The following is an 18,000-nucleotide window of genomic DNA, read 5'->3' on the forward strand; positions in this document are numbered from 1 at the left end:
TTAAACATTAGAGTATGCTAATATAGAGTTCAGGAGACATCAATGAATTTCGAACAAGCGCGTTTCAACATGATCGAGCAGCAGCTGCGTCCGGGGAAGGTGCTGAATCCGGGCGTGCTCGAGGTGTTGCACGTGGTCAAGCGCGAGGAATTCGTGCCACCGGCGTTGCGTCGGCTGGCGTTTGCCGATACCGAAGTGCCGCTCGGCGGCACACAAGGTGCCCGCATGTGCGCGCCGATCGTCGAAGCCCTGGCGCTGCAGGCGCTGGCCATGGAGAAGCATGAGAACGTGCTCGAGATCGGCACTGGTTCGGGTTACATGGCGGCCCTGCTGGGGGCCCATGCCGACCATGTCTGGTCGCTGGAGATCGATCCGGAACTGGCGGAGGCGGCACGCGCGAACCTGCGTCGCGCCGGAGTGACCAACGTGGTGGTGGAAGCCGGCAACGGCCTGTCCGGACTGGCGGCCCATGCGCCCTTCGACGCGATCATGGTGTCCGGGTCGGTGGCCAAGGTACCGCGGGTGTTGCTCGACCAGCTCAAGCCGGGTGGCCGGCTGTTTGCCTTCGAGGGCGCTGCGCCTGCCATGGAGGCCGTTCTTTATCGGCGCAACGCAGATGGCTTCAGCCGCGTGGCCGTGTTCGAAACCGTGGTCGCGCCCCTGCGCGATGCCGAGCCGGCGCCGGCCTTCGTTTTTTGATCCATGCGCCAGGTTTCCGCCGCCCAGCTAAGTCAATGGCTGGCCGACCCGCAACGCAGCAAGCCGCTGCTGCTCGACGTGCGCGAGCCGTGGGAATTTGCCACCTGTCGCATTGATGGCTCGCTCTCGATGCCCATGCGCGGCATTCCGGCGCGCCACAATGAACTGAATCGCGACGCCGAGATCGTCATGATCTGCCATCACGGTGCACGCAGCTTCCAGGCCGGCATGTATCTGGAGCAACTGGGTTTTGGCAGCGTCATCAACCTGCAGGGCGGCGTCGCCGCCTGGGCGCGGGATGTCGATCCGGCCATGCCGACCTACTGACACTCATGGCGCCGAGTTCTATCCTTAGATGATGAAACACGCGAAGGGCGAATTGTCGGCCCGCCCCCCCATCCCCCCTCGCGGGGGGCTACCAATCGGCTCGCTTGGCTCGACTAAATCGGGTCGCTTCGAACGAGTCGTTCCACATTGGCATTGAGCCGCGGAGCAAGCATGAGAAATGTCCTTTTCCTGATGATTGCCGGCTGCCTGTCCTCCGGCCTCGCCCGAGGCGCCGACCTGATGGCGGTATATCGCGACGCACTGGCTTACGATGCCCAGTTTGCCGCGGCGAAGGCCACGGTGGATGCCGGCCGCGAAAAGCTGCCTCAGGGCCGTTCGGGTTTGCTGCCGACCATCGGCTTCGGCGCCAGCACGACATGGACCGACAGCGAAACCACCGCGCGCGTCACCGGCGCCACCACCGCCAACCGCGACTACAACAGCAATGGCTGGGAAGTGAGGCTGACGCAACCGTTGTTCCGCTGGCAGAACTGGGTCGCCTACAACCAGGCGGAACTTGCCGTCGCCCAGGCCGAAGCCCAGTTCGGGCTGGCGCGGCAGGACCTGATCGTGCGTTCCGCCCAGGCCTATTTCGACGTGCTGTTGGCGCAGGATGTGCTCGCAACGGCGAAGGCGCAAAAGGTGGCGATTGCCGAGCAACTGGAATCCGCGAAACGCAACTTCGAGGTCGGCACGGCGACCATCACCGACACCCACGAAGCGCAGGCCCGCTACGACCTGACCAGCGCACAGGAGATTGCCGCCCAGAACGACCTGAACGTCAAGCGCCAGGCTCTGCGCGCCGTGATCGGCAAGGAACCGGAAGGCCTCAAGAATCTGAAGCCGGGCGTGCAGCTTGCGGGTCCGCAGCCGGCCGACATTGCCAAATGGGTCGAGATGGCCGAGACGGCGAGCGCGTCGGTGCAGATCTACCAAGCGCTGTATGAGATTGCCGTGCGCGAAATCGAGAAACAGCGCGCCGGACACTACCCGACGCTGGACCTGGTGGCCACCAACGGCCGCAGCGGTGCCGGGGGTGGCACCACGGGCGGCTTCGACAGCAAGTCGAGCACCGTCGGACTGCAGTTGTCGATCCCGATCTTTGCCGGTGGCGTCACCGCATCGCGCGACCGCGAAGCGGTCGCCCTGAAGGAAAAGGCGGCAGCCGACCTCGAAAACGCCCGCCGCACCGCCGCGCTCAACGCACGCCAGGCCTATCTCGGCGTGAGCTCCGGCCTCGCGCAGGTAAAGGCTTACGAAGCGGCGCTCACCTCTTCGCAGTCGGCCCTCGATTCAAACAAGCTCGGGTATGAAGTCGGCGTGCGCATCAACATTGACGTACTGAATGCGCAGAGCCAGCTCTTCGATACGCGTCAGAAGCTGGCCAAGGCCAGGCTGGACACCCTGGGCGCCCTGCTGAAGCTCAAGGCGGCAGCCGGCAGCCTGTCCGAGAACGACGTCGCCGCGATCAACGGCTTGCTCGACTGAGCAAATCCATGGTCCGTGCCGTGGCGCCGCGATGGCGCTCGGCGAAGCGGCGTCCGGCACTGCCCATTGCCTGCAGAGCCGCATCATCAGCCAGCAGGTCCTTAACCTGGCCCACAAGATCGTCGGCATCGACGATCGTCCGCGCCGCACCACAGGTCACGGCCGCGCGTGCCGCATCCGCAAAATTCCGGGTTGATGGTCCAATCAGGATGGGCGTGCCGCAGGCCGCCGCCTCGATCAGATTCTGGCTGCCGAAATCGAGCAGGCTGCCACCGATGAAGGCGAGGTCCGCCGACACGTAGTAGGCGAACATCTCGCCCATGCTGTCGCCAACAAGCACATCCGTGTCGCCAGCTACCACCGTGTTTTCACTGCGCAATTGCACGCGGTAGCCGCTTTCGCGGGCAAGCTTCGCCACGTCGCCGAAGCGTTGCGGATGGCGCGGCACGATGACCAGTAGCGCCGGAGTTCCATCCGAACGACCGCCGGCGGATCCAAGCTGGCGCCAGGCACGGAGGATCAGCGCCTCCTCGCCCTCGCGGGTGCTGGCGGCGAGCCAGGCCTTGCGGCTGCCACGTCGCAGGCGCAGCTCGGCACCCAATTCGAGTTGTTGGGCCGGCACCGTGATATCGAACTTGAGGTTGCCGGTCACGGTGACGTGACGCGCGCCGAGGGCTTCCAGTCGTCCGCCATCAGCGTTCGACTGTGCGCCAATGGCGCTCAGTGATCCCAGGGCTTCGCGCGTCAACGCCGCGAATTGCGCGTAGCGGCGCGCGGAACGATCCGATAGCCGGGCATTGACCAGCAGCAGTGGCACCGATTCCTCGCGGCAGGCGGCGACCAGGTTCGGCCACAGTTCGGTTTCCATGATCAGGCCGAGGCGGGGCCGAAAGTGGCGCAGGAAGCGGCGCATCCCCCGGGGCGTGTCGTAGGGCAGGTAGATGCGCTCGACGCTGTCGCCGAACAGCGCTTCCGATGTGGCGCGTCCGGTCGGCGTCATGTGGGTGAACAGGATGCGGTGATCCGGATAGGTTTCGCGCAACGCCGCGACCAGGGGCAGCGCCGCCCGTGTTTCGCCTACCGATACGGCGTGCAGCCAGATCGTAGGCCCGGCGGACCCGGACGCAGCACCGTAACGGGCGAAGCGCTCGCCCCAGTGATGCAGGTACTCCGGTTGTCGGCGGGCGCGCCAGAGCAGGTGCGCGACCGCCCAGGGTAGCAGCGCGAGTATCGCCAGGCTGTAAAGGAAGCGTGCCATCAGATCAGCGGCATGGCCGCCGCCAGCACCGCGTCGACCGGGGGTGGCTCGCCGCGGCGACCCAGGTTGATCGCCGGCGCGGCGGCGAGGACGCCCGTCAGCGTCGGGTCGGAGGCCGCAAACAGGGCAAGCGTCGGGCGTCCTAGCGCGGCTGCCAGATGCACCAGGCCGGTGTCGACACCGACCACGATGCGCGCGCCGGCGAGCTGCCCGGCAAGTTCGCGCAAGCCCATCGGCGGCAATGCGACAGCATCGGGAATCACCTGCGCGAGGCGCTTTGCGCGTTCGCGTTCGGTGCCACTGCCCGACGGCAGGAGACAAGTCAGGCCTCGTCCGTGCAAGGCGTGCCCCAGTGCGATCCAGGATGCTTCCGGCCACAGCTTGTCGTCGCGCGAGGTCGCGGTCAGCAGCACGGCATGGGGTCCAGCAAGTGTCGGCGTCCCACAGGGACTTCCTTCGGTCGCCGGCGGCACCGTGATTCCATAAACAGGGGCCGCTGCGACCGCATAACCGGCGGCAAGCGCCGCGAGTTGCCGGTTGCGCGCGACGGCGTGAAGATCGTTTGGCACCTCGAAGCACGCATCGTAGAGGCGTGCCGAGATCGGCTCTCGCGCCGAGGATGCCGCGTAGCCGCAGCGCCGACCGCGCGCCATGCGGGCAAGCAGTGCGCTTTTCAGCAGGCCCTGCGTATCGATCACGCTATCGTAGGATTGCATCTGCAGGCCGGCGCGAAACGCACGCAGCTCGCGCCATGTGTTTGCGTCCAGGAGGGATTTGCGCCAGCGCCGCAGTGCCACCGGGATGCTGTGCCGCACGTCGGGATGGAGGCCGACGATGTCCGTGTAGGCTTCCTCCACCACCCAGTCGATCGCCGCGTTCGGAAAATTCGCGCGCAGATCCGTGACCACCGGCAGATTGTGGACCACATCGCCAAGCGAGGATGTCTTGATCAGGAGAATGCGCATCGGTAGGGGCGGGATGATGTCTTGCGCCGTAAAATGCATCCCGCCTGCAATTATAGCCGCCCATGACTCCAGACCATCGAATGCCGCTTACCGCCGTCCTGATCACCCTCAACGCGGCCGATCGGCTGGAAGATTGCCTTGCCAGCGTGGCGTTCTGCGCCGAAATCGTGGTGGTCGATTCCGGCAGCGATGATGCGACTGTGGCCATCGCCGAACGCCACGGCGCGCGCGTGATCCGCTCGGAATGGCGCGGTTTCGGCCCGCAGAAGCAGTTCGCCGTGGAGCAGGCGAGCCACGACTGGGTGCTGTGCATCGACGCCGACGAGCGGGTGAGCGAGCGCCTGCGCGAGAGTATTTGTGCCGTGTTACCAGCGACCGAAGGCAGTCCCTGTGGGGCGCCAGCGCGGTGCGTGCCTGCGGGAACTTTTGCGGCCTATCGCTTCCCACGCTGCAACAAGTTCATGGGGCGCTATCTGAAGCATGGTGAAGGCTATCCCGACTGGTGCCTGCGCCTGTTCGACCGCCGCCGCGCGCGCTGGTCGGATGATCCGGTGCATGAGAAAGTGGTTGCCGGGGGCGAAATCGGCAGTCTCGCGGGCGACCTGTTGCACGAGTCGGCGGAGTCGCTCGACACCTACCTGGCCAAGCAGAACCGATACAGCACGATTGCGGCCGAGGCGGCACTGGCGCAAGGCCGGCGGGCGACGCCGGCGCACCTGCTGCTGTCGCCGCTGCTGCGCTTCGCCAAGTTTTATTTCTTCCGGCTGGGCCTGCTGGACGGACTTCCCGGCCTGGTGCACATCCTCGTCGGCTGCGGCGCCAGCTTCGCCAAATATGCGAAAATGCTGGCTTTTCAGCGGAATTCCCCATGAAAGTCCTGGTCACTGGCGCCGCCGGGTTTATCGGCATGCATGTCTGCCAGCTATTGCTTGCGCGCGGCGACGAGGTGATCGGCGTAGACAACTTCAACGACTACTACGACATCGCGCTCAAGGAGGCGCGGCTGGCGCGGCTGACGCGCAGTCCATGCTTCAGGATATCGCGACTCGACATCGCCGACCGGTCCGGCATTGCCGATCTGTTCGCCACTGAACGCCCGCAGCGCGTCGTCAATCTCGCCGCCCAGGCCGGCGTGCGCTACTCGCTGAAGAATCCGCATGCCTACGTCGATAGCAACGTGGTCGGTTTCGTCAATATTCTCGAAGGTTGCCGCCACAACGGTGTCGAGCATTTCCTGTATGCCAGCAGTTCCAGCATATACGGCGGCAATGAGCGCATGCCCTTTTCGGAACATGACAACGTCGATCACCCGGTCAGCCTCTACGCCGCGACCAAGAAGGCCAACGAACTGATGGCGCATACCTATAGCCATCTGTACGCGTTGCCGACCACCGGACTGCGCTTCTTCACGGTATATGGACCCTGGGGTCGTCCCGACATGGCTCCGATCCTGTTCGCCCGGGCGATCCTGGAAGGTCGCCCGATCGACGTATTCAATCACGGCAAGATGCGCCGCGACTTCACCTACATCGACGACATCGCCGAAGGCGTGATCCGGGCGCTGGACCGCGTGCCGCAGGCCGACCCGGGCTTCGACCGGTTGTCGCCCGACCCGGCCACCAGTTGGGCGCCCTACCGCATCTTCAACATCGGCAATAACCAGCCGGTGGAACTGATGGCATTCATCGAAGCTCTCGAGCAGGCCCTGGGAAAGAAGGCGGCGAAGAACTTCCTGCCGATGCAGAATGGCGATGTCCAGGCGACGTATGCAGACGTCGCGGACCTTGCCAGCGCAACGGGCTTCAAGCCGCGGACCGAACTGGTCGATGGCGTGCGGCGTTTTGTCGATTGGTACCGGAGCTACACGAATGCCTGATTCGCAACTTGTTCCTGTTGTCCTCAGCGGCGGATCGGGCACGCGCCTGTGGCCTGTCTCGCGCGAGAAGCATCCCAAGCAATTGCAGCCCCTGCTGGGCGGCGAGAGCCTGCTGCAGAACACCCTGCGCCGCCTGCAAGGCCTGCCGCTGGGCGCGCCCATCGTGGTAAGCAACCAGGACTATCGATTCATCACCGCCGAGCAGTTGCGCCAGCTCGGGCTGTCGGCATGGACGCTGCTGCTGGAACCGGCCGGGCGCAATACGGCGCCGGCCCTGACGGCGGCGGCGGTATACGCGGCGCGCGCCGGCGCTGACCCGGTGCTGCTGGCGACGCCGGCCGACCATCATGTGCGCGATCCTGCCGCGTTCCGGGCTGCCGTGCTGCGGGGCCTGTCCGAGGCGGAACGCGGCGCCGTGGTGACGTTTGGCATCCTTCCCGATCGTCCGGAAACCGGCTATGGCTACATCGAAGTGAAAGTCGGCGCCCCACAGGGACTTCCTTCGGTCGCTGGTGACACGGCGCCCGGCGCGGCGATGGACCTGAGGGCCTTCCGCGAGAAGCCTGACGCGGCCACCGCGGCGACCTACGTTGCGGATGGACGCCACTATTGGAATAGCGGCATCTTCATGTTGCGCGCTTCCGTCTGGCTGAAGGCCATTGGCCATTTCGCGCCGGAAATTCTGACCGCGTGTAACGCGGCGGTTGCGAAGGCCCACGACGATGGTGATTTCCTGCGGCTCGATGCCGATGCCTTCGCGGCATCCCCGGCGGATTCGATCGACTATGCGGTGATGGAAAAGCTGCCGACCACCCAAGAATTGCGGATTCCCAGTCGGGTGATTCCGCTCGACGTCGGCTGGTCGGATGTCGGCGCCTGGGATGCGCTGTGGGAGGCGATCGACCGCGACGCCGACGGCAATGCCGTGAAGGGCGACGTCTGGATGGAGGATTCGCACGGCAACCTGGTCATCGCCGAGCATGGCCTGGTCGCCTGCCTCGGCTGCGAAGACATGGTGGTGGTGGAAACCGCCGACGCCGTATTGATCGCGCCCAAGGCCCGTACCCAGGATGTCCGGCTCATCGTCAGCCGGCTCAAGGCTGCAGGGCGCAGCGAAACCGATTTGCATCGCAAGGTGCACCGACCGTGGGGCTGGTTCGACGGAATCGACAGCGGCGAACGCTTCCAGGTCAAGCGCATCGTGGTGCGTCCGGGCGCCAAACTTTCGCTGCAGATGCACCATCACCGCGCCGAGCACTGGGTGGTGGTCAGTGGCACGGCGAGGGTTACGCGCGGCGACGAGGTGCTGCTCTTGGGTGAAAACGAATCGACCTTCATTCCGTTGGGCGTCAAGCATCGCCTGGAAAACCCGGGACAGATCCCGCTCGAGATCATCGAGGTGCAATCCGGCAGCTACCTGGGCGAGGACGACATCGTGCGCTTCGACGACAATTACGGACGCAAACCATGAACCAGAAGATCGCGTTGATTACCGGCGTCACCGGCCAGGATGGGGCCTATCTTGCCGAATTCCTGCTCGGCAAGGGCTACGAGGTGCACGGCATCAAGCGCCGCACCTCCCTGTTCAACACCGACCGCATCGATCACCTGTATCAGGATCCGCACGAGAAGAACCGGAAATTCGTACTGCATCACGGTGACATGACCGACAGTTCCAGCCTGGTGCGCATCATCCAGCAGGTGAAGCCCGACGAAATCTACAACCTCGCGGCGCAAAGCCATGTCGCCGTGAGTTTCGAGGAGCCCGAATACACCGCCAACTCCGATGCCCTGGGGGCCTTGCGGGTGCTGGAAGCGATACGCATCCTCGGCATGGAAAAGAAGACCCGTTTCTACCAGGCCAGCACGTCGGAGCTGTTTGGCCTGGTGCAGGAGACGCCACAGAAGGAGACGACACCTTTCTATTCCTCCAACTCGACGACTTGGCGGATGGCTGCGTCTTCCTCATGGAGAAGGGGGTGGTTGATGGCATCTACAACATCGGTGTCGGCGAGGATGTCACCATCCTCGAACTTGCCGAGACCGTGATGTCGGTGGTCGGTTTCGCCGGCCGCATCGCTTTCGATGCCAGCAAGCCGGATGGTACGCCGAGGAAGTTGCTTGACGTGAGCCGCTTGCGCGACATCGGCTGGCAGGCGCGGATTCCGCTGCGCGAAGGCATCGCCATGGCGTATCGGGATTTCATGGCCCGCCATGGCGGCTGAAGGCCTTTTAAGAAGGGCGGGCTGGCGAACAAGTTCGCGAATCATGGCGCTTCTGTTGACTCTGGCTGGGTCTGTGGGCCAGTTGTCGGCATTGGCGGCCGAGCCGGAACCGCCGTCAATACTCCTGGCAGAACGCTACCGCGGGGAGGTCGATGTCGGACAGTACTGGGTCAGCGAAAAACTGGATGGCGTGCGCGCCGTCTGGGATGGCCGAATCCTTCGCTTTCGCAGCGGCAATCCGGTGCCCGCACCGCAGTGGTTCCTCGACCCGCTGCCTGGGCAACCGCTCGATGGAGAACTCTGGCTGGGACGGTCCAGTTTCGACCGACTGTCCGCTATCGTCCGCCGTCAGCAGCCGGACGACAGCGAATGGCGGCGGGTGCTCTACATGATCTTCGAACTGCCGGAGGCTTCCGGCAGCTTCACCGACCGCGTCGAAAAAGTGCGTGTCCTTACCGCCAAGGCCAATTTGCCCTGGCTGCGGGCCGTTCCCCAGTTCCGATTGCCCGATGACGCCGCGCTGCGCACTAAACTGGATGAGGTTGTCCGTGGTGGCGGTGAAGGTCTCATGCTCCACCGCGCCGATGCTGCCTACGAAACCGGGCGCTCCAGTGCCTTGCTCAAGCTGACGCCCTGGCAGGACGCCGAAGCGGTGGTCGTCGCCCACTTGCCCGGCAAGGGCAAGTACGCCGGCATGCTTGGCGCCTTGCGGATGGAAATGGGCGACGGTCGTCGCTTTGCCCTTGGTAGTGGGCTGTCAGACGCCCTGCGACGCAACGCGCCGCCGCCGGGTACCCTCGTCACCTACCGCTATCGCGAACTTACGCCAAACGGAATGCCGCGCTTTCCGAGATATTTGAGGGTGCGCGATGGGCTCTGATGCACCGAGCGATTCCGCGACGACAGGTTTACCAGCCTCCTCACTTGTCGCTCGTGCCGTGTCGGGCTAGAATCACGTTCAACGAATGAACATGACCTCTCAAACCGTGTCTTCCGACCCGCATCACTACCGACTGCTGAAGCTTATCGAAGCCAATCCCGGGATCAATCAAAGGGAAATGGCCCAGGCCATGGGTGTGAGCCTGGGGAAGGTAAATTACTGCGTCAAGGCATTGGTGCAAAAAGGGATTATCAAGATCCACGGATTTCGCAACCATGGCAACAAGCGTGCGTACATGTACTTGCTAACGCCGGGCGGAATCGAGGCGAAGGCTCGCCTCGCTGTCAGTTACCTGAAACACAAGATGGCGGAATACGAAGCCATTCGCAACGAGATAGAGGAACTCCGGCGCGAAACCGAACAGGAGGCTTCCGCATGATGGGCTTGCGCGAAGGCGGGGTCGCGCAGGCGGGCGCCTGCGTGCATGATGGTCCGGCAAGCCCTGCACCCGGCCTCGATGTATCGATTGGCGCCGCGTTGGCACTAAATCGGCCTTGGTACGTCGTTCATGTGAAGGCGCGACAGGAAAACGTTGCGAGGGAAAACCTCGCGCGTCAGGGTTATTCCGTGTATCTGCCACAGATCAAGGCGCTGAAGCGCCTTCGTGGGCGGCATCAGGCACGAATGGAGCCGCTTTTCCCGCGCTACCTTTTTTTGCAGCCGGGATCACCGGATCAATCGATCGCACCGGTGCGGAGTACTTTGGGCGTGTCGGGAATCGTCCGGTTCGGCCACGATCCCGCGGTGATGCAGTTGGACACATTGCGCAGCATCCGGGACTTCGAGGTCCGGCAGAATGCGGCCAGTGACGAGGACCTGAGTCCTTTCCGATGTGACGAGCGCGTTCGGGTCGTCGATGGCCCCCTGGCCGGACTTGAGGGATTGATTACCGATATTGCACGGGATCGGGTTGTTGTCCTGATGCATCTGCTTGGCCACGATACGCGAGTGCGAATGAGTCACCATCAGTTGCTTTTGGCCAACTGACCAACTGACGGGGTAGGCCGTTGGAGGACGCGGCGCGTCCGATGCAGATCCCCGTTGGTGCTGTTTGAGCAGTCGGCACGCGGAACGAGGCAGGTTGAAGGATTGTGTTGTCAAGTGCTGTGCATCCCGTGCACGGGCATGGCGGTAGCGTGCACGGAAAAGTAGGTGCTGTTTCAAGAGTCGGCGCCGGCAGGACGGCGCCGGAGTCGAATGCCACCAGCCCCAAGCCGCCGGTAGGGCATCTCGGCTTCACGTTTCAGTTTCCCATCCTGATATTCGCCATGAGTTCGACCCGACCAATATCCCATCTGCTAAAAAAGCTTTGGCACCACATTGGTTCGCGACGGCGCGCCCAGTTCGGGTGGCTGCTGCTGCTGATGATTCTTGCATCGTTCGCAGAGGTGTTGAGTATCGGGGCGGTCTTGCCGTTTCTGGGTGTCCTGACTGCTCCGGACAAGGTGTTCTCGCATCCGGTCGCCCAGCCATTGGTTCAGGCACTCGGCTTTACCCAGCCAGCCGAACTGCTGATGCCACTAACAGCCGTCTTTTGCCTGGCCGCGCTCACGGCTGGAGCGATGCGACTGATTCTGCTTTGGGCCAGTACGCGTCTTTCCTACGCGACCGGCGCCGACCTTAGCATCAGCATCTATCGCCGCACGCTGTATCAACCCTATTCAGTTCACGTCGCCCGCAACAGCAGCGAAATCATCAGCGGCATTTCGGACAAGTCAGGAGTTGTAATCGGGACCATCGTGATGGTTCTCACCCTCGCGACCACTTTCTTCATCCTTACTTCAATCCTTGTCGCGCTGCTATTGGTGGACCCAGTGGTCGCATTGGCAGCATTCTCTGGATTCGGAGTGATCTACATCCTGATCATTCTGTTCGTCCGCAAGCGGTTGCAGAGCAATGGACAGCGCATAGCCCGCGAAGCAACACAGCGGATAAAGGCATTGCAGGAAGGACTCGGCGGAATTCGGGATGTCTTGATTGACGGAAGTCAGGCTGCCTACTGCAGTATCTATCACAGTTCCGACTACCCACTGCGCTGCGCCCAAGGAAGCAGCGCCTTCATTAGTGCCAGTCCTCGCTACGGGATGGAAGCGCTGGGAATGCTGCTCATCGCCGCACTCGCGTTTTCGCTTGCCAGCCAACCTGATGGCGTCGCCAGGGCCGTTCCTGTCCTCGGAGCACTTGCCCTTGGCGCTCAGCGCCTCCTGCCAGTGTTGCAGCAGGCGTACATGGCATTCACCGGGATCCAGGGTGGTCAGGCCTCCTTGCAGGACGCAATCGACCTGCTCGACCAACCTCTTCCGGACCATGCCGATCAGCCGCTTCCGGCTCCGCTTCCATTCCGCCGGGACATAGATTTGCGGAGCCTGTCGTTCAGATACGCAGACGATGCACCTTGGGTGCTCAGAGATCTGGATTTGTCGATCAAAAAGGGCAGCCGCGTCGGATTTGTCGGAACGACAGGCAGTGGAAAAAGCACCTTGCTCGACATCGTAATGGGGCTCTTGCCACCCACCGAAGGCACGCTGGAAATTGACGGACAGGCCATTACGGCAGCGACCACCCGTGCCTGGCAAGCCCATATTGCGCACGTTCCGCAGGCAATCTACCTTGCCGACAACACAATAGAGGAAAATATTGCTTTCGGAATCCCCAAGGCAATGATCGACCACCAGCGCATCAGGCATGCCGCCCGTCAGGCACAGATTGCCGAAACCATCGAGGCGTGGCCAGCGCAATATCAGACCTTTGTCGGCGAGCGGGGCGTCCGGTTGTCGGGCGGGCAGCGCCAGCGCATTGGCATCGCGCGGGCACTGTACAAGCAGGCGGACGTCATCATTTTCGACGAGGCCACCAGCGCGCTCGACAGCGAAACCGAAGAGGCGGTCATGCAGGCGATCGAAGGACTCAGCGGTGACCTGACAATACTGATCATCGCCCATCGCCTTACAACCCTGAAGGGGTGTACCCAGATTGTCCGGGTTGGCGAATGCGCCGATCCGAGCGCCGTGCAGGGTGCGCCCCGGACGACCTGAGTTTTCCTTTCAATACGTGCATTCCAACATTTCCCGGGAAGATCGATGAAAACAACACTCTGCAGGATCGCCGGCACACCCTTGACCACGGTTGTCGATTTCGGACGGCAGCCGCTGGGAAACGGATTCCTCGAGCCGCACCAGTTTTCCGGAGAGTATTTTTTCCCGATGGAAGCGGGATTCTCGGAGGCCAGCATGATGTTCCAGCTGATCGAACAGCCCGACCCGGAAAAGATGTTTCATGATCACTACGCGTTCTATTCAAGTACATCGAACTACATGGCAAGGCACTTCAAGGAATTTGCCGATCAGGTGCTGCGGTCGGGATACCTGGTGAAGGACGATCCATTTGTCGTTGAACTCGGATGCAACGACGGAATCATGCTGAAAAACTTTGCCGCGCAGAATCTACGCCACCTAGGGATCGAACCCTCGCTAAATGTTGCACGGGAAGCCAACAAGCACGGTGTGCGTACATGTTCCGAATTCTTCACTGAGCAACTTGCTGAATCCATCGTTGCCGAACATGGTCAGGCTGACGCTTTCCTGGCGGCTAATGTCATGTGCCACATACCGGATATCACCGGCGTCGTAAGAGGCATCAAGAAGCTGCTGAAGCCAACCGGGGTGGTCATGTTCGAAGATCCCTATCTCGGTGATGTGGTGGCCAAGACGTCCTATGACCAGATCTACGACGAACACGTCTTCCTGTTCTCCGCCCTGTCCATCCGTTACCTCTTCGGCTTGCATGAAATGGAATTGATCGACGTCCAACCCCAGACGACGCATGGCGGTTCGATGCGCTACGTGCTTGCCCATCGGGGGGCATACCCTGTCGGCGATTCGGTGGTTCGCCTGGTAGCCGGGGAGCAGGAACAGGGCCTCGACCGGCTGGCCACCTTCGAAAGCTTCAGGGCAAGCGTGGAAGAATCCAGAACCAAGCTTGTCTCCTTGCTCCGGGACCTCAAGGCCAGGGGAAAAAAAGTTGCAGGCTATGGCGCAACATCGAAGAGCACCACTATCCTGAATTATTGCGGAATCGGCCCGGATCTGATCGCTTACATATCCGATACCACGCCCATCAAGCAGGGGAAATGCACTCCCGGCATGCATATCCCCGTGGTTCCCTACCAGACCTTCAAGGAAGATCCACCCGACTACGCCGTGCTCTTTGCCTGGAATCATGCCGAGGAGATCATGGCAAAGGAGCGCGACTTCATGGCCTCCGGAGGAAAGTGGATCGTTCACGTCCCCGAAGTGCGGGTGCTCTGATGATACTGTGCGCGAATCCTGCCGCGCAGTTCTTGAGCTACCAGTCTGAAATCGAGGCTGCGGTGTTGGCGGTGATGCGCGGCAACCGTTACATCCTCGGCAGCGAGGTTACCGCGCTCGAAAGCGAGATTGCCAGTTTCATCGGGACTACTTTTGCGGTCGGAGTCGCCAACGGCACCGACGCAATCGAACTGGCCTTGAGGGCGCTGGATATTGGTCCGGGGGACGAGGTGATCACCGTATCGCACACCGCCGTTGCGACCGTAGCCGCAATTGAGGCGTGTGGCGCCGTACCGGTCCTGGTGGATGTCGACCCGACCTATTTCACCTTGAACCCGGACCAATTGCCTGAAGTGCTCACTTCCAGAACGAGAGCAGTGATAGCAGTCCACCTATATGGACAGGCGGCCGACCTTGACGCCATCGGGCATTTCTGCGCCGAGCACGATCTGGCCTTGATAGAAGACGCCTCGCAGGCGCACGGTGCTCGGTGGAAGGACCGGCGCGTTGGCAGCATCGGCCGCATTGGATGTTTCAGCTGCTATCCCACCAAGAACCTTGGCGCCATTGGTGATGCCGGGCTGATCACGACGAGTGACCCCGGGCTCGCAGAAAAGCTACGAATGCTGAGGGAATATGGATGGCGCGAGCGCTACGTCAGCGAGCTGCCCGGACTGAATACGCGGCTGGACGAACTGCAGGCAGCAATTCTCAGGATCAAGCTGCGGCATCTTGACGCGGACAATTCCAAGCGGCGGCAGATCGCCGGGCACTACGCAAAGCAACTCACCGGGCTTTCACTTGGACTTCCCGCTGCCAGGGACAATGTCGAGCACGTCTACCACTTGTTCGTCGCCAGAAGCATGCGACGCGCGGAGCTCATGACCCATTTGGAGTCCAGGGACATACATGCGGGCGTGCATTATCCGGTGCCAGTGCACCTCCAACCTGCATACCAGGGAAGGATTCTGACCGCAAAGTCCATGGTGGTATCGGAACGGTTGGCGGCGGAAGTAGTTTCGTTGCCGATTTATCCCGAGCTCTCTCCGGAAAGCGCCGATCATGTGATCGCTGCTCTGAAGGATTTCCATTGAAAATCATTGCCCGGCCGTTTGCGGGAATCATGGTTCTTGAGCCGAAATGCTTTAGTGACAACAGGGGCTTCTTCCTGGAGAGCTTTGAACTGGAGCGGTATCGCGCAATTGGAGTCATCGAAAATTTTGTCCAGGACAACCATTCCCGTTCGCTGAAGAATGTGCTCAGAGGCCTCCACTTTACGCGGATCAAGCCGCAAGCCCAGATCGTCACGGTAATCAGGGGTCGCGTGTTCGATGTCGTGGTGGACGTCCGGCAGGCATCGTCGACTTTCGGAAAGTGGTTCGGGACGGAACTGGGTGACGCGGGGCCGCGGCAGATCTACATGGCCCCGGGATTTGCCCATGGTTTCTGTGTGCTTTCCGACTACGCTGACCTTCATTACAAGGTCAGCGAGCGCTACGATCCGACGGACGATGCCGGCCTTTTCTGGAACGATCCCGGGGTTGGAATCGAATGGCCGGTCGACGCACCTGTCGTTTCGGACCGTGACAATGCTCATCCACGTATCGGATCCATTGCTCCGGTCTGAATTCGCAGAGCAGGGAGCCCCTTTCAAGTTATGAAAAAGTCAATGCTGTGGGATAGCCTGGTCAAGAATCAGTTCGCGAAAATTGACGCATCTTTTTTGTCCGATTTTCGCGAACCCGGCAATGCAAACAATCGCCTCGCCGCATGGGACCCCTACGACAAGTCGATGCGGTATTTCAAATTTCTGTTCTTTCACCAGATCCAGGCCAAGGATCCGGAATTCTTCGCCAACTACGCGAAGATCGGCCCGACCTCGCTGGGCAACCCGGTGGTGCTTACATCGCCATCGGGGCAACCGATCAACCTCGACCATTTTTTTTCCATCGAGGAATTCACCTTTCTCGACGCAAACCTGAATACAGGCGAACTCCGGCACATTCTGGAGATTGGCGCCGGATTCGGCCGTACGGCGCAGGCTTTGGTGAATCTGTTTGCAGACCTTGAGGTTTATACCATCGTTGACCTTCCGGAGGTGCTGGCGCTAAGCCGTGCATATCTGGAGCAGGTCCTCGACGAAACGAAGTTCGCCAAATTGCGTTTCGTGGATGCATTGACGCTCGGATCAGGGCATGACGGTATCCCGACCATCGATCTGGTGATCAACATCGATAGCTTTCAGGAAATGCCAAGGCAGACCATCGAATTTTATTTCCGGCGCTTCATCGATTCGGCCGGGCATTTCTTCTCCAAGAATGCCATCGGCAAGTACTCGCCGGAATCGGTTGGTCTCCGAGGGATCGACGAAAGCCAATTGCTGGACGTTTTTTCCCTCGGCCTTTCGACCCAGATGATCGATATCTTCAATCCTGACGATTTGCACCTGGCAAGGACGCGACACGTCGAGGAGTATCGTCCCAATGCCAGTTTCACCGTCGTTGCGCAGGAACCATTGGGCATCTTTCCCTACTATCACAACGTACTTTACGCACGGGATCCCACCCAATGAGATTCCTTGTGACGGGCGCCAGCGGGTTCATCGGCTCTGCTCTTTGCGAACGACTGCTTGCGGAGGGTCATTCCCTGATATGCCTGAGCCGTTCGTTGCATGCAGACACGCCCGGGGTGAACTGGATTCGGCATGATCTGGCGAACGATCCCTGGAATCGACTTCCGCGATTCGACATAGATGCAGCGTTTCATCTTGCTGGCCAGACGAGTACCTACAGGGCAAGACAAGACCCCATGGGAGATGCATCCGTGAATGTCCTTGGGCTGCTGGGTCTGATGGATTACCTCAAGAGCTTACCGAGCAAACCCTTCCTTGTAATTGCAGGGACGGTGACGGAAGTCGGCGTGACGGACCGGATACCGATCAACGAAGCAATGGCCGATCACCCCGTGACTTTCTATGACATAAGCAAGCTCGCCGCCGAGATGTACTTGATGCAATATGTCCGGGAAGGATGGTTGAGGGGCTGCTCCCTTCGCCTGGCGAATGTCTTTGGGCGACGTTCCGCTGGTCAGCAAGCAGACAGGGGCATCCTAGACAGGATATTCAGCCAAGCGATGGCGGGTCGGAAGATTGCGATCTACGGCGATGGTACTTGCCTCAGGGACTACATTTTCATTGATGACGTTGTATCAGCGTTGATAGCGGCGCCGGCGAACGCTCAAAGGACAGGTGGCAGGCATTTCTGCATCGGAAGCGGTCGGGGAATCAGCCTGAAGGATGCGTTTGTGCGGGTGATATCGCGGGCGACAGAGCTGACCGGAGTTCGGGCGTGCCATGAACATGTCGAACCACCGGCCGATCTTTCCCAAATCGAGTTCAGGAACGCCGTCATTGATTCGACGGAATTCACTCGGGCAACCGGGTGGACCCCGCAATTCAATTTTGAAGCGGGACTCGACGCCGCCTATCGCGACTTACCTGGAGAGTGAATCGAACATGGATGCAAACCCCATCAGTTTTCCGAAGCATGTGGACGAAAATGGAGTTCTCTGCGTCTATGAGGCAGGGCGGCATGTACCCTTCGATATCCGGCGCGTATTCACGGTCTCTGCGAGAGCCGGGGATGTGCGCGGCGACCATGCGCACAGGAAGTGCTCTCAGCTGCTCGTCTGTTTGTCCGGAGAGATTCGCGTCGTCTGCGACGATGGCCGCAAGGTCAGCCATCATCTGCTGGACAGCGTGGAACACGGATTGCTTGTACCTCCGGGTATCTGGGCGCGGGAAGACTACATGAGCGATGGCGCGGTGATGATGGTTCTATGCGACCGGGCATACGAAGAAGAGGACTACATACGTGACTATGACGAATTCAAAGCGATCACAGGATCATAAGGACG

The 18,000-nt window shown here is 61.2% G+C and carries 19 protein-coding genes and 1 pseudogene; 18 read left to right on the forward strand and 2 right to left on the reverse strand.

Annotation, left to right across the window (positions count from 1 at the left end; all coding sequences use genetic code 11):
- Positions 1-42: 42 nt before the first annotated feature.
- The 3 genes from J0M27_RS03860 (at position 43) to J0M27_RS03870 (ending at position 2,514) form a co-directional block, all read left to right on the forward strand.
- Complete coding sequence (locus J0M27_RS03860; protein WP_294987649.1) at positions 43-699, forward strand: protein-L-isoaspartate O-methyltransferase; 657 nt, start codon at positions 43-45, stop codon at positions 697-699.
- 3 nt (positions 700-702) lie between these two features.
- A complete protein-coding gene (locus tag J0M27_RS03865; RefSeq protein WP_294987650.1) occupies positions 703-1,026 on the forward strand; it encodes a rhodanese-like domain-containing protein in 324 nt (107 codons plus the stop codon).
- Between the two features lie 171 nt (positions 1,027-1,197).
- Entirely contained in the window at positions 1,198-2,514 is a 1,317-nt protein-coding gene (locus J0M27_RS03870; protein WP_294987652.1) for a TolC family outer membrane protein, read from the forward strand.
- On the opposite strand, the gene waaA is transcribed toward J0M27_RS03870, so the two are convergent.
- Entirely contained in the window at positions 2,495-3,772 is a 1,278-nt protein-coding gene (gene waaA, locus J0M27_RS03875; protein ID WP_294987654.1) for a lipid IV(A) 3-deoxy-D-manno-octulosonic acid transferase, read from the reverse strand. The genes J0M27_RS03870 and waaA overlap by 20 nt on opposite strands.
- Positions 3,772-4,737 carry a lipopolysaccharide heptosyltransferase I gene (waaC, locus tag J0M27_RS03880; protein ID WP_294987657.1) on the reverse strand — a complete coding sequence of 322 codons (966 nt, stop codon included), beginning with the start codon at positions 4,735-4,737 and terminating at the stop codon, positions 3,772-3,774. The genes waaA and waaC overlap by 1 nt, the downstream gene beginning before the upstream one ends.
- Positions 4,738-4,817: 80 nt before the next feature.
- On the opposite strand from waaC, the gene J0M27_RS03885 reads away from it, so the two are divergent.
- From J0M27_RS03885 to J0M27_RS03955, 15 genes and pseudogenes are all read left to right on the forward strand, one after another.
- Positions 4,818-5,609: a glycosyltransferase family 2 protein gene (locus J0M27_RS03885; RefSeq protein WP_294987659.1), complete on the forward strand. Its 792-nt coding sequence runs from the start codon at positions 4,818-4,820 to the stop codon at positions 5,607-5,609.
- On the forward strand, positions 5,606-6,613 hold the full coding sequence (locus J0M27_RS03890; RefSeq protein WP_294987662.1) for an NAD-dependent epimerase: 1,008 nt from the start codon (positions 5,606-5,608) through the stop codon (positions 6,611-6,613). The genes J0M27_RS03885 and J0M27_RS03890 overlap by 4 nt, the downstream gene beginning before the upstream one ends.
- Complete coding sequence (locus J0M27_RS03895; protein WP_294987664.1) at positions 6,606-8,084, forward strand: mannose-1-phosphate guanylyltransferase/mannose-6-phosphate isomerase; 1,479 nt, start codon at positions 6,606-6,608, stop codon at positions 8,082-8,084. The genes J0M27_RS03890 and J0M27_RS03895 overlap by 8 nt, the downstream gene beginning before the upstream one ends.
- Positions 8,081-8,539, forward strand: a pseudogene (locus J0M27_RS03900) (GDP-mannose 4,6-dehydratase); the annotation flags it as partial. The gene J0M27_RS03895 and the pseudogene J0M27_RS03900, both read left to right, overlap by 4 nt.
- 53 nt (positions 8,540-8,592) lie before the next feature.
- Complete coding sequence (locus tag J0M27_RS03905) at positions 8,593-8,838, forward strand: hypothetical protein (RefSeq protein ID WP_365962114.1); 246 nt, start codon at positions 8,593-8,595, stop codon at positions 8,836-8,838.
- Between the two features lie 43 nt (positions 8,839-8,881).
- Positions 8,882-9,718: a DNA ligase gene (locus J0M27_RS03910; RefSeq protein WP_294987666.1), complete on the forward strand. Its 837-nt coding sequence runs from the start codon at positions 8,882-8,884 to the stop codon at positions 9,716-9,718.
- Positions 9,719-9,809: 91 nt separating this feature from the next.
- The gene (locus tag J0M27_RS03915; RefSeq protein ID WP_294987668.1) at positions 9,810-10,157 is read left to right on the forward strand and encodes a MarR family EPS-associated transcriptional regulator; all 348 of its coding nucleotides are present in this window, start codon (positions 9,810-9,812) and stop codon (positions 10,155-10,157) included.
- A complete protein-coding gene (locus J0M27_RS03920) occupies positions 10,154-10,765 on the forward strand; it encodes a transcriptional activator RfaH (protein ID WP_294987670.1) in 612 nt (203 codons plus the stop codon). The genes J0M27_RS03915 and J0M27_RS03920 overlap by 4 nt, the downstream gene beginning before the upstream one ends.
- A 149-nt stretch (positions 10,766-10,914) precedes the next feature.
- Entirely contained in the window at positions 10,915-12,813 is a 1,899-nt protein-coding gene (locus J0M27_RS03925) for an ABC transporter ATP-binding protein (protein ID WP_294987672.1), read from the forward strand.
- A gap of 45 nt (positions 12,814-12,858) precedes the next feature.
- Positions 12,859-14,085 (forward strand): class I SAM-dependent methyltransferase, encoded by a 1,227-nt coding sequence (locus J0M27_RS03930; RefSeq protein WP_294987674.1) that lies wholly within the window; start codon positions 12,859-12,861, stop codon positions 14,083-14,085.
- A 32-nt stretch (positions 14,086-14,117) separates the two neighbouring features.
- Positions 14,118-15,179: a DegT/DnrJ/EryC1/StrS family aminotransferase gene (locus J0M27_RS03935; protein ID WP_294987676.1), complete on the forward strand. Its 1,062-nt coding sequence runs from the start codon at positions 14,118-14,120 to the stop codon at positions 15,177-15,179.
- Positions 15,176-15,712: a dTDP-4-dehydrorhamnose 3,5-epimerase gene (rfbC, locus tag J0M27_RS03940; protein WP_294987678.1), complete on the forward strand. Its 537-nt coding sequence runs from the start codon at positions 15,176-15,178 to the stop codon at positions 15,710-15,712. The genes J0M27_RS03935 and rfbC overlap by 4 nt, the downstream gene beginning before the upstream one ends.
- A gap of 42 nt (positions 15,713-15,754) precedes the next feature.
- Positions 15,755-16,657: a putative sugar O-methyltransferase gene (locus J0M27_RS03945; RefSeq protein ID WP_294987680.1), complete on the forward strand. Its 903-nt coding sequence runs from the start codon at positions 15,755-15,757 to the stop codon at positions 16,655-16,657.
- On the forward strand, positions 16,654-17,592 hold the full coding sequence (locus tag J0M27_RS03950; RefSeq protein WP_294987682.1) for an NAD-dependent epimerase/dehydratase family protein: 939 nt from the start codon (positions 16,654-16,656) through the stop codon (positions 17,590-17,592). Before J0M27_RS03945 ends, J0M27_RS03950 begins: the two co-directional genes overlap by 4 nt.
- Positions 17,593-17,599: 7 nt before the next feature.
- Positions 17,600-17,995: an FdtA/QdtA family cupin domain-containing protein gene (locus tag J0M27_RS03955; RefSeq protein ID WP_294987684.1), complete on the forward strand. Its 396-nt coding sequence runs from the start codon at positions 17,600-17,602 to the stop codon at positions 17,993-17,995.
- Positions 17,996-18,000 lie beyond the last annotated feature (5 nt).

This window comes from Sulfuritalea sp. (genome assembly GCF_017302275.1).
Taxonomy (GTDB): domain Bacteria; phylum Pseudomonadota; class Gammaproteobacteria; order Burkholderiales; family Rhodocyclaceae; genus Sulfuritalea.

Bases quoted from the DNA above. Each gene is read 5' to 3' on its own strand.
- J0M27_RS03890 (WP_294987662.1), top strand. From the start codon at position 5,606: ATGAAAGTCCTGGTCACTGGCGCCGCCGGGTTTATCGGCATGCATGTC.
- J0M27_RS03950 (WP_294987682.1), top strand. From the start codon at position 16,654: ATGAGATTCCTTGTGACGGGCGCCAGCGGGTTCATCGGCTCTGCTCTT.
- J0M27_RS03910 (WP_294987666.1), top strand. From the start codon at position 8,882: ATGGCGCTTCTGTTGACTCTGGCTGGGTCTGTGGGCCAGTTGTCGGCA.
- J0M27_RS03865 (WP_294987650.1), top strand. From the start codon at position 703: ATGCGCCAGGTTTCCGCCGCCCAGCTAAGTCAATGGCTGGCCGACCCG.
- J0M27_RS03895 (WP_294987664.1), top strand. From the start codon at position 6,606: ATGCCTGATTCGCAACTTGTTCCTGTTGTCCTCAGCGGCGGATCGGGC.
- J0M27_RS03885 (WP_294987659.1), top strand. From the start codon at position 4,818: ATGCCGCTTACCGCCGTCCTGATCACCCTCAACGCGGCCGATCGGCTG.
- J0M27_RS03860 (WP_294987649.1), top strand. From the start codon at position 43: ATGAATTTCGAACAAGCGCGTTTCAACATGATCGAGCAGCAGCTGCGT.
- waaA (WP_294987654.1), bottom strand. From the start codon at position 3,772: ATGGCACGCTTCCTTTACAGCCTGGCGATACTCGCGCTGCTACCCTGG.
- J0M27_RS03870 (WP_294987652.1), top strand. From the start codon at position 1,198: ATGAGAAATGTCCTTTTCCTGATGATTGCCGGCTGCCTGTCCTCCGGC.
- waaC (WP_294987657.1), bottom strand. From the start codon at position 4,737: ATGCGCATTCTCCTGATCAAGACATCCTCGCTTGGCGATGTGGTCCAC.
- J0M27_RS03920 (WP_294987670.1), top strand. From the start codon at position 10,154: ATGATGGGCTTGCGCGAAGGCGGGGTCGCGCAGGCGGGCGCCTGCGTG.
- J0M27_RS03930 (WP_294987674.1), top strand. From the start codon at position 12,859: ATGAAAACAACACTCTGCAGGATCGCCGGCACACCCTTGACCACGGTT.
- J0M27_RS03945 (WP_294987680.1), top strand. From the start codon at position 15,755: ATGCTGTGGGATAGCCTGGTCAAGAATCAGTTCGCGAAAATTGACGCA.
- J0M27_RS03955 (WP_294987684.1), top strand. From the start codon at position 17,600: ATGGATGCAAACCCCATCAGTTTTCCGAAGCATGTGGACGAAAATGGA.
- J0M27_RS03915 (WP_294987668.1), top strand. From the start codon at position 9,810: ATGACCTCTCAAACCGTGTCTTCCGACCCGCATCACTACCGACTGCTG.